The sequence below is a fragment of the Janibacter sp. LM genome (assembly GCF_039631275.1).
GTDB classification, from domain to species: Bacteria; Actinomycetota; Actinomycetes; order Actinomycetales; family Dermatophilaceae; genus Janibacter; species Janibacter terrae.
The window spans coordinates 246,018-259,132 of the sequence record NZ_JBDIVG010000006.1; the positions used below are offsets into that span (position 1 = coordinate 246,018).

General features: G+C 72.7%; 11 protein-coding genes and 1 riboswitch. Of the genes, 8 read left to right on the top strand and 3 right to left on the bottom strand.

Features of this window, described 5'->3' with window-relative positions; translation table 11 throughout:
* The first annotated feature begins 12 nt into the window (after window positions 1-12).
* The 6 genes from gcvH (at window position 13) to gcvP (ending at window position 6,016) form a co-directional block, all read left to right on the top strand.
* Entirely contained in the window at window positions 13-402 is a 390-nt protein-coding gene (gene gcvH / locus ABC138_RS04990; RefSeq protein ID WP_068324324.1) for a glycine cleavage system protein GcvH, read from the top strand.
* Between the two features lie 86 nt (window positions 403-488).
* Window positions 489-938: an FHA domain-containing protein gene (locus ABC138_RS04995; protein ID WP_068324321.1), complete on the top strand. Its 450-nt coding sequence runs from the start codon at window positions 489-491 to the stop codon at window positions 936-938.
* An 18-nt stretch (window positions 939-956) separates the two neighbouring features.
* Window positions 957-1,658, top strand: coding sequence for a MerR family transcriptional regulator (locus ABC138_RS05000; RefSeq protein ID WP_068324318.1), 702 nt, complete (start codon window positions 957-959; stop codon window positions 1,656-1,658).
* Between the two features lie 32 nt (window positions 1,659-1,690).
* Entirely contained in the window at window positions 1,691-2,179 is a 489-nt protein-coding gene (locus ABC138_RS05005; RefSeq protein ID WP_082807490.1) for a bifunctional nuclease family protein, read from the top strand.
* A 143-nt stretch (window positions 2,180-2,322) separates the two neighbouring features.
* On the top strand, window positions 2,323-2,904 hold the full coding sequence (locus tag ABC138_RS05010) for a MerR family transcriptional regulator (RefSeq protein ID WP_068324315.1): 582 nt from the start codon (window positions 2,323-2,325) through the stop codon (window positions 2,902-2,904).
* Window positions 2,905-2,947: 43 nt separating this feature from the next.
* Window positions 2,948-3,040, top strand: a riboswitch (glycine riboswitch).
* 72 nt (window positions 3,041-3,112) lie between these two features.
* On the top strand, window positions 3,113-6,016 hold the full coding sequence (gene gcvP, locus ABC138_RS05015) for an aminomethyl-transferring glycine dehydrogenase (RefSeq protein WP_068421577.1): 2,904 nt from the start codon (window positions 3,113-3,115) through the stop codon (window positions 6,014-6,016).
* 67 nt (window positions 6,017-6,083) lie between these two features.
* On the opposite strand, the gene ABC138_RS05020 is transcribed toward gcvP, so the two are convergent.
* Entirely contained in the window at window positions 6,084-9,209 is a 3,126-nt protein-coding gene (locus tag ABC138_RS05020) for an SMC family ATPase (RefSeq protein WP_345912907.1), read from the bottom strand.
* Window positions 9,206-10,381, bottom strand: a complete 1,176-nt coding sequence (locus tag ABC138_RS05025) for an exonuclease SbcCD subunit D (RefSeq protein ID WP_068421571.1) — start codon at window positions 10,379-10,381, stop codon at window positions 9,206-9,208. Before ABC138_RS05025 ends, ABC138_RS05020 begins: the two co-directional genes overlap by 4 nt.
* 104 nt (window positions 10,382-10,485) lie before the next feature.
* On the opposite strand from ABC138_RS05025, the gene ABC138_RS05030 reads away from it, so the two are divergent.
* Window positions 10,486-11,967: a glutamate--cysteine ligase gene (locus ABC138_RS05030; protein WP_345912908.1), complete on the top strand. Its 1,482-nt coding sequence runs from the start codon at window positions 10,486-10,488 to the stop codon at window positions 11,965-11,967.
* 6 nt (window positions 11,968-11,973) lie between these two features.
* On the opposite strand, the gene ABC138_RS05035 is transcribed toward ABC138_RS05030, so the two are convergent.
* The gene (locus ABC138_RS05035) at window positions 11,974-12,567 is read right to left on the bottom strand and encodes a histidine phosphatase family protein (protein WP_345912909.1); all 594 of its coding nucleotides are present in this window, start codon (window positions 12,565-12,567) and stop codon (window positions 11,974-11,976) included.
* Window positions 12,568-12,653: 86 nt separating this feature from the next.
* On the opposite strand from ABC138_RS05035, the gene ABC138_RS05040 reads away from it, so the two are divergent.
* Entirely contained in the window at window positions 12,654-13,109 is a 456-nt protein-coding gene (locus ABC138_RS05040; protein WP_345912910.1) for an OsmC family protein, read from the top strand.
* The last annotated feature ends 6 nt before the right edge of the window (window positions 13,110-13,115 follow it).

The window sequence follows — 13,115 nt, forward strand, 5'->3', positions numbered from 1 at the left end:
ATGAGGAGAGAGATGAGCGACGCGACCTACCCCGAGGACCTGAGGTACACCACCGACCACGAGTGGGTGCGTGAGATGGACGGCGGCTCGGTGCGCGTGGGCATCACCCACTACGCCCAGGAGGCCCTCGGCGATGTCGTCTACGTCAGCCTCCCGACCGTCGGTGACACGATCGACTCCGGCGACTCGTGCGGGGAGGTCGAGTCGACCAAGTCGGTCAGCGACCTGTACGCGCCCCTCGCCGGCAACGTCACGGCGGTCAACGAGGCCCTCGACGCCACGCCGGAGCTGGTGAACTCCGACCCCTATGGTGAGGGCTGGATGTACGAGCTCGAGCTCGCCGAGGGCACCGACCTCTCCGGGCTGCTGGACGCCGCGGCGTACCAGTCGGAGATCGGCTGACGCACCGCCCAAGGACAGACCGTGACCGGCCCGATGTGGGGCCGGTCACGTAGGCTTGACACGGACACGACAGGAGGGAGCGTCGGATGAACGGCGACGACCAGGAGCGCCCCGGGCGGCAGGACCCCGCCACCCAGCAGTTCACGGGGATCGGGGCCAATGTCCCCGGGGACATCTCGGAATCCGACTACCACCTGACGCGGGACGAGCAGGCGACCGTCGATGCCCTGCACCCGGGCACCGCGCTGCTCATCGTGCTCCGTGGACCCAACACCGGCGCCCGCTTCCTGCTCGACGACGCCGAGGTCACGACCGGCCGCGGCCCGGAGAGCGACATCTTCCTCGACGACGTCACCGTCTCGCGCAAGCACGCCGTCTTCTCCCGGGAGGAGCACGGCTTCGGGGTGCGCGACGTGGGCTCGCTCAACGGCACCTACGTCAACAAGGAGCGCATCGACCAGACGGCGCTGCGGACCGGCGACGAGGTGCAGATCGGCAAGTTCCGCCTCGTGTACTACGCCAGCTCCGCGGCCTGACGGGCCGCGCGAGTCGCCGTGCCTGACGACCGCATCGGGATCGGAGCCCTCATCGCCCGGCTCGAGGGCGAGTTCCCCGAGGTGACGATCAGCAAGGTGAGATTCCTCGAGAGCGAGGGTCTGATCACCCCCGCCCGCACCGCATCCGGGTACCGCCGGTACGCGCCCTCTGACGTGGAGCGGCTGCGGTTCGTCCTCGCGGCCCAGCGCGACCGCTTCTGGCCGCTCAAGGTCATCCGTGAGCGGTTGGACGCGCTCGACCGGGGCCTCGAGGTCGACGGCGACGGTGCAGCGGTCGCCCCCACGCGACCCGAGGCGGAGGAGGGGCGACTGGCGGCGCGGGGGCGGACCCCCCTTCGCCTCACCGCGATCGAGCTGCAGCAGGCCGCGGACATCGACACCACGACCTTCCGCGAGCTCGTGTCGTACGGGCTGCTGCCCAAGGCCCGCGAGCACTTCGACGCCGACGACCTCGAGGTGGCGAGGGCCTGCGGCTCACTGGTCGACGCGGGGATTGACGTGCGCCACCTGCGGCCCTTCAAGAGCGCCGCCGAGCGCGAGGTCGGGCTGGCCGAGCACGTCCTCGGGCAGCGGTCGCTGCGCGGGCGGGCCGAGGCCGCGGAGGGACTCGACGACGACGCCGTGCAGCGGCAGGTCCTCGAGGACTGCCTGGGGCTGCACGAGGCCCTGCTCCGGCGGGCTCTGGGCGCCACCTCCTGACCGGGGCCCGGCCGGCGGGATACGGTAGGAGGGTGAAGCCGCTCGACGTCCTCGGGGTCCGGGTGGAGATGCCCACCTCCCAGCCCATCGTGCTCCTGCGGGAGCGTGATGGTGGCCGGCACGTGCCGATCTGGATCGGTGCCGCCGAGGCCACCGCTATCGCCTACGCGCAGGAGGGGGTCCAGCCGCCCCGGCCGCTGACCCACGACCTCCTCGTCGACGTGCTCGAGGCACTCGGCCGCACCCTGACGACCGTGCGGATCGACGCCGTGCTCGAGGGCGTCTTCCACGCCACCCTCGTCCTCGACGACAGCACCGAGATCTCAGCGCGCACCTCCGACGGCATCGCCCTGGCCCTGCGCACCGACGCCGAGATCCTCGCCACGGACGAGGTGCTCGACGAGGTCGGGATCGAGTCCTCGGACGAGGAGGAGGACGAGGTCGCCAAGTTCAAGGAGTTCCTCGACGAGGTCTCCCCGGAGGACTTCGAGGCGCCCGACGAGGGCCCCTCCGCGACCTGATCGTTACCGACACGCGTCGGGCCACCCCGCGCGGGGTGTTTGACGACCCCCTCGGACCGCCGTAGCGTCGAAGACATCACCGGAGCACACCGGTGTCATTCCCATCCGCTCGGGATGGGGCGACAGCGAAGCAGGAGGGCGCAGTGGACGCCACCAACGACGAGGGCCCGGTGACCGGCCGCGCCCAGGGCGTGCTCTTCGACGACGACCTGCCCGAGCTGTCCGAGGACATCGGGTACCGGGGCCCGGCCGCGTGCAGCGCCGCCGGCATCACCTACCGCCAGCTCGACTACTGGGCCCGCACCGGTCTCGTCGAGCCCTCGCTCCGGGGTGCTGCCGGCTCCGGCAGCCAGCGGCTCTACGGCTTCCGCGACATCCTCGTCCTCAAGGTCGTCAAGCGCCTGCTCGACACCGGAGTCTCCCTGCAGCAGATCCGCGTGGCCATCGCCCACCTGCGGGAGCGCGGTGTCGAGGACCTGGCCCAGATCACCCTGATGAGCGACGGAGCCAGCGTCTACGAGTGCACCTCCGCCGACGAGGTCATCGACCTCGTCCAGGGCGGTCAGGGCGTCTTCGGCATCGCCGTGGGCCGGGTCTGGCGCGAGGTCGAGGGTTCTCTGCTCGAGATCCCGAGCGAGCGCCTCGGAGGCGACACCGAGGGCGGTTCGCCCACCGAGCTGCCGGGCGACGAGCTGTCGGCCCGACGCCGCGCCAAGCTGGCCTGAGTCCCTGCCGGGTCGCCCGGCGCTGATAGCCTGTGGCCGCTGCTCACCCCATGGGGGAGAGTCCTCGCGCACCGCGCGAGGCGCCGAAGGGGCAAACTCCCCGGAACCTCTCAGGCGCCAGGACCTCGTGGATCAGGCACCTCTGGAGCGCTCCCGCGTGACAGAAGGGGAGGCTGGCTTTGTGTCCACCCACGCCCAAGGGAGCCTCATGAGCGCCTCGTCCCCCCTGTCCGAGTTCGTCGGTCGTCACGTCGGTCCCCGCGAGGACGACGTCGAGCAGATGCTGGCCGCGATCGGCCAGCCCAGCCTCGAGGCCCTCTGCGACGCCGCCGTCCCGGGCGCGATCCGGCAGACCGACGCACTGCAGATCCCGGCCTCGCCGAGCGAGCTCGCCACCATCGAGGAGCTGCGCGCCCTCGCCTCCCGAAACACCGTGCTGACGTCGATGATCGGCCTGGGCTACTACGGGACCATCACCCCGTCGGTCATCCAGCGCAATGTCCTGGAGAACCCGGCCTGGTACACGGCGTACACGCCCTACCAGCCCGAGATCAGCCAGGGCCGCCTCGAGGCACTGCTCAACTTCCAGACGATGGTCGCCGACCTCACCGGCCTGCAGACCTCCGGCTCCTCGCTCCTCGACGAGGGCACGGCGGCCGCGGAGGCGATGACCGTCATGCGGCGCTCGAGCAAGGTGGCCAAGGACGCCGTCCTCGTCCTCGACACCAACACCTTCCCGCAGACCCAGGCCGTGATCCGCACCCGTGCCGTGCCGCTCGGGCTCGACGTCGTCGTGGCCGACCTCTCCGGCGTGGGCTCCGCGGCCGAGCTGCGGGCCGCTGCCGGCGACCGCGAGGTCTTCGGCGTCCTCGTGCAGTACCCGGGCGCCGACGGCATCATCACCGACTGGCGGGCGCTGACGGAGGCGGCCCACGAGGTCGGGGCCCTGGTGACCGCCGCCGCGGACCTGCTCGCACTCACGCTGCTCACCTCGCCGGGGGAGTGGGGCGCGGACGTCGCAGTCGGCACGACCCAGCGCTTCGGTGTCCCGATGGCCTTCGGTGGCCCCCATGCGGGCTACATGGCCGTGCGCGAGGGCCTCGAGCGCACCCTGCCCGGGCGCCTCGTCGGCGTCTCGGTCGACGCCGCCGGTCGTCCCGCCTACCGCCTCGCTCTGCAGACGCGCGAGCAGCACATCCGCCGTGACAAGGCGACGAGCAACATCTGCACGGCGCAGGTGCTGCTCGCGGTCATGGCATCGATGTACGCCGTCTACCACGGTCCCGACGGGCTCCGGGCGATCGCCGAGCGCGTGCACGGCACCGCGGTGAGCCTGGCCGACAAGCTGCGTGCGGCCGGCCTCGAGGTCGCCGACGGACCGTGGTTCGACACGCTGCGGGTCACCGTGGCCGGTGGCGCGGACGCCGCCGTCGCCGCGGCACTCGAGGCGGGCGTCAACATCTGGAAGCACGACGAGCAGACCGTCCTGCTGTCCATCGACGAGACGACGGACCCGGGCGAGGTGGCCGCGGTGGAGCGGGCCCTCGGCGCGACCACCGACTCCGTGGACCCGCTCGAGGTCGACGGCTCCCACGCCCCCCGGGTCACCCCCGACTGGCCCAGCCAGCTGCTGCGCACGAGCGAGTACCTCACCCACCCGGTGTTCCACGCGCACCGCAGCGAGACGGCGATGCTGCGCTACCTGCGTCGCCTGTCCGACCGGGACTTCGCCCTCGACCGCGGCATGATCCCGCTCGGTTCGTGCACGATGAAGCTCAACGCGACGACCGAGATGGTCTCGATCACGTGGCCGGAATTCGCCGGGCTGCACCCCTTCGCTCCCGACGACCAGACGGTCGGGATCCGTGAGCTCATCGCTCAGCTGAGCGGCTGGCTGAGCGAGGTGACGGGCTACCACTCGGTCTCCCTCCAGCCCAATGCCGGCTCCCAGGGCGAGCTCGCTGGCCTCCTCGCCATCCGGGCGCACCACGCGGCCAACGGGCAGGAGCAGCGCACCATCTGCCTCATCCCGGCAAGTGCGCACGGCACCAACGCCGCGTCGGCGGTGATGGCGGGCATGAAGGTCGTCGTCGTCAAGACGGCCGACGGCGGCGACGTCGACATGGACGACCTGCGGGCCAAGATCGACAAGCACCGGGACGAGCTCGCGGCCATCATGGTCACCTACCCGAGCACGCATGGCGTCTTCGAGGACACCATCAGCGAGCTCTGCGCCCTCGTCCACGACGCGGGCGGCCAGGTCTACGTCGACGGTGCCAACCTCAACGCGCTCGTCGGGCTCGCCCAGCCCGGCAAGTTCGGTGCCGACGTCAGCCACCTCAACCTGCACAAGACCTTCTGCATCCCCCACGGCGGCGGCGGTCCGGGCGTGGGTCCGGTGGGGGTGCGCGAGCACCTCGCGCCGTACCTGCCCAACCACCCGCTCGCGCCCGCTGCGGGCCCCGGGACGGGCGTGGGTCCGATCAGCGCCGCGCCGTACGGGTCCGCGGGCATCCTGCCGATCTCGTGGGCGTACGTGCGCCTCATGGGCGGCGCGGGTCTCTCCCGCGCGACGCAGGTGGCCGTGCTCAACGCCAACTACATCGCCCACCGCCTCGGCGACGCCTACCCGGTCCTCTACACCGGTCCGGGCGGCGTCGTCGCGCACGAGTGCATCCTCGACCTGCGCGGCCTCACCAAGGAGTCCGGCGTGAGCGTCGACGACGTCGCCAAGCGCCTCATCGACTACGGCTTCCACGCGCCGACGATGAGCTTCCCCGTGGCGGGCACCCTCATGGTCGAGCCGACGGAGTCGGAGGACAAGGGCGAGATCGACCGGTTCTGCGACGCGATGATCGCCATCCGCGGCGAGATCGATGCCGTCGCGGCCTCGGGGGACGTCGAGTCCTCCGTGCTGCGCCACGCACCGCACACCGCCGCCGAGATCGCGGGGGAGTGGACGCACGGGTACGACCGCGCGACCGCGGTCTTCCCCGTCGGTGTCGACGCTGCCGACAAGTACTGGCCGCCGGTGGCCCGCATCGACGGCGCCTACGGCGACCGCAACCTCGTCTGCTCGTGCCCCCCGCCGGAGTCCTTCGAGCAGGACTGACCGGCAGGTCCTGCGGGTCGAGGTATGAGCGTCCGGCTATCCGGTCGTTCACACCTCGACCCGGTCGTCAGGCGACGTCGGCGGCAGGCACGCCCTCGACGCTGATGCTCGAGCCGTGAGCGGTCTTGTCGACCCGTACCCGGGTGGCGATGCGGGAGCGCATCTCACCGACGTGGCTCACGACGCCGACGGCACGACCACCGTCGCGGAGTCGGTCGAGGACGTCGAGGACCTGCTCGAGCGAGTCCTGGTCGAGGCTGCCGAAGCCTTCGTCGACGAAGAGCGTGCCGAACTCCTGCCCGCCCGACTCCTCGCGGATCGCGTCGGCCAGACCGAGGGCGAGGGCGAGCGAGGTCGTGAAGGACTCCCCGCCCGAGAGGGTGCTCGTAGGGCGTTCACGGCCGGTCCACAGGTCCCGGACGAGCAGACCGAGCCCTCCGCGGCGCTGGCCGCGGGCCGAGGCGTCGTCGTGGACGAGCTCGTACCGGCCATCGGCCATGACGGCCAGGCGCTCGTTGGCCAGCTCGGCGATGCGCTCGAGGCGGGCCGCGAGCACGTAGGTCGACAGGCGCATCCGCTTGTCGTTGTCGCTGCTCGTGCCGGTCACGAGGTCGGCCATGCGGCGCACGAGGGCCGCCTCCTCGATGGAGGGGCCGAGCGCGGCGCACTCGTCGCGGATGACCTGGGCCAGCCGGTCGAAGCGACGCGTGGTCGCCTCCCACGTCGCCTGGCGGCGTGCGGCCGCGTCGGCCACCTGGCGGGCGGTGCGGGAGGCGACCTCCAGGGACTCCAGGTCGGGCTCGTCGTCGGCGAGTGCGGCGACGACGTCCTCGTCCTCGAGCACCCCGCGCTCCGTGGCCAACCGCTGCTCGTGCTCCGCGACACGATGCTCCAGGATCGCCAGCTCGTCGCGGGGGAGGGCAGCGGCGAGCGCCGCGTCGATGTCGTCGAACGCCTGCTCCGTGAGCGCGGCCGCGAGCAGCTCGGCCGCCTCGGCCAGGGCGTCCTGGCGGAGCGCGTGGGCCCGGCTCACGTCGGCGAGCCGGTGGACCGACCCCACCACGTCCGCGTGGTGCCTCACCCGGACCCCGATCTCGCGCTCGGTCGTCGGGTCGTCCGTCGTCGGGTCGTCCGTCGCCGGGTCCTCGGCTTCCAGCTCGACGAGGGCACAGGGGCAGCCGTCGGCGTCCGCGGTGAGCAGCTCGCGGATCCGCTCGCAGCCCGCGGCGAGCTGCTCGGCGATGGCGTCCCGGCGGGAGACCAGCGAGCCCCGGGCCTGCTCCGCCGCCGCGACGGCGTGCTCGGCGGCCTTGACCGCGGTCTCGCTCCTGTCGGCGGCGTCATCGACCTCCTCGGCGAGGGCGATGACGCCGTGGAGGGCATCGCGCTCGACGGTCAGCGCGGCCACGAGGTCGGCCAGATCGGTGGTGGCCGGGGTTGCCTCGCCGGCCTCCTCTGCGTCGGCGGCGACCGCGTCGGCCAGCTCGACGACCTCTGCCTGCACGATCTCCACCCGGGTCGCGAGCTCGGCCCGGTCGGACTGCACCCTCTCGAGGCGGGCCCGGGCCAGCTCGGCCACCTGCTGGGCCACCTCGATCTCCTCGGGCGTGACGACGCGGGCGGAGCGTGCCGGGCGCGGGTGCTCCAGGGATCCGCAGACGGCGCACTCCTCACCCGCCCGGAGTCGTCCGGCCAGCTCGCCGGCCATGTTGTCCAGCCGTGCGGTGACGAGGGCCTGCACCTCGTCGCGACGGTCCTGGGCGATCTCGCGCTCGTCCTGGGCCAGGTCGGTCGCGTCCCTGAGCTCGCGGGTCAGGACCGACTCGCGCGCGAGCGCCTGCTGAAGGCGCTGGAGTTGCTGCAGGCGGGGGGCGACCCGGCCCAGCGTGGTGCGGGCACGATCGACACCCGTGGCGAGCGCCTCCACCCGGACGGCCTCGGCGCGAGCACGCGCGAGCTCCTCCGCACGCTGCTCGTCGAGCGCGACGTGGCGCTCCAGCCGGCGGTCGAGGCCGGCGGCCTCGTCGCGCAGGCGGGCGAGCGACTCGGCCTCGTGCACCGCCCGGTCGAGGCACGCGCCGTGGGCCTCGGCCGCATCACGGCAGTCCTGCGCGTCGAGCCCCCGCGCACCGGCGGGCACGGCTGCGGTGGCGGCCGCGACGTCCTGCGCGGCGGCCTCCAGCGCGCGCCGGGCACGGGCGTGCGCCTCGACGTGCGGCATGACGAGCGCGGCGGACCGCGCTGCGGCCAGCAGCTCCCGCCGTGCGAAGTGGTCGACAGACCCGCCCTCGAGGGCCTCGACGGCCGCTGCGGCCCGACGCCCGCGCCGCCGCAGCGCATCGACGCGCCGCCCCTCGTCGAGAGCCGAGCGCGCTGTCGTGTCGGCGGACCGGGAGGCGTCCACGTCCGCCAGCACCTCGCCCGCGTGGGTCGACAGGGCCGTGGCGACCTCGGTGAGCGCGGGGTCGAGTGCCGAAGGGGTCAGCTCGGACCAAGGGCGATCGACGGCAGCCAGCTCGACGTCGAGGCCGGTGAGATGGTCCACGAGGTGGCCGACGTGCCCGGCGAGACGCGCTCGGCCCTGGCTCACCGCGGCCTCGGCGCGCTGGCGTCGCTCCACGAGGTGCGACTCCACGCCGGTGTAGGCGGTGATGTCGAAGAGCCGCTCGAGGACCTCCCGGCGCTCCTCGTCGGTCGCCCGGAGGAAGGCGGCGAAGTCGCCCTGGGGGAGCAGGACGACCCGGCGGAACTGGTCGAGCCCCATCCCGAGGAGGTCGTCGAGCACCTGCGCGGACTCGTCGATGCGCGTGCTGACGGTCTCCCAGCGCCCACCCGATCGCTCCTCGAGCTCGACCCTGGCCTGGTCCGTCGTCGTGCCCGAGCCGCGACGCTTGGGACGCTCGTGAGCGGGATGCCGGGTGACCCGCAGGCGTCGCCCACCGAGCGTCAGCTCAAGGCGCACGCGGGTGCGCACGTCGTCGGCCGCATGCTGGCTGCGCAGCGTGGCGGTCATCCGGTCGCCCGGCACGTTGGCGTAGAGGGCGTAGCAGATCGCGTCGAGCAGGCTCGTCTTGCCGGACCCCGTCGGACCGTGGATGAGGAAGAGGCCGGCCGACCCCAGGTGGTCCAGGTCGAGGTCGACGTCGTCGGCGAAGGGACCGAAGGCCGTGGCCGTCAGGCGGTGCAACCTCATGCCGCGCCCCGTCGACGCGTGCGGCCGAGGTCCTCGGCGACGTCCTGCCGGCGCCGGCCGGCCTCGAGGGCCGCGGTGAGGAGGTCGCGCTCCGCCTGCTCGGGCTCGTGGCCGCGGCGCACGTCGGCGACGAAGTCGCAGCAGACGTCGATCGGCGCCCGACGCTCGACCCGCGAGGCGTAGGTCCGCACCGGTGTGGCGGCGCCCACGGGGTCGAAGCGCAGCTGCAGCAGGTGCGGGAAGCGCTCCCGAAGCCGGTCGAGGGCGCCCACGGGACGCACGGGGTCGGTGAGGGTGGCCTGGACCCAGGCGGACTCGGCGGCCTCGTGGGCCCGCGAGCCGAGCAGGTCCGCCAGGTCACCCCGCAGCACCGCGAGCTCGCGGTGGACGGGCGCCATGACCTGCTCCACGTGGACGGAGCCGTCCTCTGCCAGGTCGACGAGCAAGGAGCCCTTGCGGTGGCCGGCCTCGCTGAAGGACATCGCGACCGGGGAGCCGCTGTACCGCACCGTCGGCGCGACCTGCTGAGGGCGGTGGAGGTGCCCCAGGGCCGCGTAGGCGACGCCGTCGAACACCTCGGCGGGCACCATCGAGACGCCACCGGTCGTGATGTCGCGCTCGGAGTCACTCGTGAGGCCGCCACCGGCGAAGCAGTGCGCCATGACGACGGTGCGCGGGCCCCGCGCTGCGGCGTCGGCACGGACCCGCTCCATCGCGGCGCCGAGGACGGCCTCGTGCGTGCGCCGCTCGACACCCAGCTCGTCGGTCACCGTGGCGGCCGCCGGCTCGAGGTAGGGGAGCGGGTAGACCGCGGCGTCGTCGAGGAGCACGGGTCGTCCGACGGAGGAGACCTCGCAGCGGATGTGCAGTCCGGCCCGGGAGAGCAGGTCGGAGGCGAAGCCGAGCCGGATCGCGGAGTCGTGGTTTCCGCTGGAGAGCACGACCTGCGCCCCGGCGTCGATGACCCGGGTGACCGCGTCGGAGAGCAGCGCCACCGCGTCGGGGGAGGGCAGGGCCCGGTCGTAGACGTCGCCCGAGACCAGCACGGCGGCGACCCCCTCCGACCGCACGACCTCGACGAGGTGGTCCACGTACTCCGCCTGGGCTCCGAGGAGCCCCACTCCGTGGAAGGAGCGGCCCAGGTGCCAGTCGGAGGTGTGCAGCAGCTTCATGGCCCCCACGCTACGAGCGGGCACCGACAACGCGGCGGCGCGACACCCCCTTCGCCCGACGCACGGGACTCCCGGATCGTCCGGCGGTCTGACAGGGTGTGCCCATGGGCAAGGAAGTCGCCGCGCAGAGCTACTCCCGCGAAGAACGTCAGCGCTACCGCGAGAAGGTGCGCCAGAACCTCGACGTCTTCGAGCGGATGCTCAAGGAGCGCGCCTTCGACGAGGACGTGCCGCTCACCGGCCTGGAGATCGAGCTCAACCTCATCGACGATGAGCAGCAGCCCGCCTTCGTCAACAAGGAGGTGCTCCGGGCGATCGCCGACCCCGAGTACCAGACCGAGCTGGCCCAGTTCAACATCGAGCTCAACGTCGCGCCGCGGCCCCTGCCGGGGGACGCCGCGCTGCAGCTCGAGGGGGACCTGCGGACCTCGCTCAACCGCGCCGAGGGCAAGGCACGCGAGGCCGGGGCCCGGATCATCCCCATCGGCATCCTGCCGACGATCCGCCCGGAGCACTTCGCCGGTGAGTGGATCAGCGCCAACAACCGCTACACGGCGCTCAACGACTCCATCTTCGTCGCCCGGGGCGAGGACATCGTCCTCGACATCGAGGGGCCGACGGGGGAGCAGCTGCACACCTTCGCCGCGTCGATCGCGCCCGAGTCGGCGTGCACCTCGGTCCAGCTGCACCTCCAGGTCGGCCCCGGCCAGTTCGCCGACCACTGGAACGCCGCCCAGGTGATCTCGGCGCCGCAGATCGCGCTCGCGGCCAACTCGCCCTTCTTCTTCGGGCGGCGCCTGCACGCGGAGACGAGGATCGCCCTCTTCTCGCAGGCGACGGACACCCGGCCCATCGAGCTGAAGAACCAAGGGGTGCGCCCGCGGGTCTTCTTCGGCGAACGCTGGATCACCTCGATCTTCGACCTCTTCGAGGAGAACGTGCGCTACTTCCCGGCGCTCCTCGCCGAGACGAGCGAAGAGGACCCGGTCGCGGTCCTCGACGCCGGCGGCACGCCGCAGCTCAGCGAGCTCAACCTCCACAACGGCACGGTCTACCGCTGGAACCGCCCCATCTACGACCCCGGTGACGGCCGCCCCCACGTGCGGGTCGAGAACCGCGTGCTGCCCGCCGGGCCGTCCATCATCGACACGCTCGCCAACGCCGCCTTCTACTACGGCTGCGTGCGCACCCTCGCCGCCGAGGACCGTCCGATCTGGACCCGGATGTCCTTCCCGGCCGCACAGGCCAACTTCGAGGCGGCCGCCCGCGACGGCCTGGGGTCCCGCCTCTACTGGCCGGGCCTCGGCGAGCTCGGCGCCGACGAGCTCGTCCTGCGGCACCTGATCCCGCTGGCCCGGCGCGGTCTCGAGGACTGGGGCGTCTCCGACAGGGTCATCAGCCGCTACCTCGGCGTCATCGAGGGTCGGTGCACCAGCGGCGTCAACGGTGCGGTGTGGCAGACCGAGTGCGTCCGTCGCCTCGAGGAGGGCGGTCTGGACCGGGCGGAGGCGCTCGCCGGGATGACCGGTCTGTACACCGAGCACATGCACCGCAACGACCCGGTGCACACCTGGCCGCTGCCCTGAGCCGGCTCAGGCGTTCCAGCTGAGGATGCACGGGTCCTCGCGGTGGTGGCCGAGGACCGACAGGCGCGCTGCGTCGAGGGTCAGCTGCGCCGCCAGGTGCGGCGAGGCCCGCAGCCACACCGTCGCCAGGATGCGGGAGGTGTGCCCGTGCCCGACGAGCACGACATCCCCCTCGGCCAGCCGCGCCCTCACCCGGGCGACCACCCGGGAGGCGCGCGCCGCCACCTCCTCGACGGTCTCGCCCGGGGTTGCCCCTGGCACCACCCCGTCACGGAAGACGTCCCAGTCGGTCCCGCTCTCCTGACGGATCTCGGCGGTCGACCTCCCTTCGTACCCGCCGTAGTCCCACTCGCGCAGGTCGCGGTCGACCTCGGCGACCAGTCCCGCGAGCCGCGCGGTGTCCTTGGCCCGGGCCAAGTCGGAGGTGAGGGTGAGGACCGGCGCCACCCCGAGCTCCTCGAGGCGTCCGGCCGCCGCGGACGCCTGCTCGCGACCGACGTCGGTGAGGGGGAGGTCGGTCCACCCGGTGTGGCGCCCGTCGCGGCTCCAGTCGGTCTCGCCGTGGCGCAGGAGGACGAGTCGACCGGGAGCGGTTGCCATGGTCGTCAGACTAGCCAAGGCCGCGTCTGCGAGGATCGGTCCGGGACCGCGCGCACCGGACCCGACCGACCCACACGGAGGCAGGCATGACGGACGAAGAGACCACCGGCGGCACCGGACCGGGCCACCGCAGCGCCGAGCTGACGCGGCTGGCGCTCGGGCGCTACGAGATCGGCAACGTCCGCGGTGGGACGATCACCATCGGTGACGGCAGCACCGACGACTTCACGCCGGTCGAGCTGCTCCTCGCGGCCATCGCCGGCTGCAGTGCCGTCGACGTCGACCACATCACCTCGCGTCGCGCCGAGCCCGACTCCTTCGTCGTCGTCGCGGAGGGCGACAAGGTCTCGACGCCTGAGCGCGGCAACCACATGAGCGATCTCGAGGTCACCTTCCGCATCGGGTTCCCCGAGGGCGAAGGGGGCGACGCCGCCCGCGCCGCCTTCCCCCGCTCGGTCGTCCAGTCCCGTGACCGGCTGTGCACCGTCTCCCGCACGGTCCAGCTCGGCACGCCCATCGAGATGTCCGCCGAGGACGCCTGAGCGCTC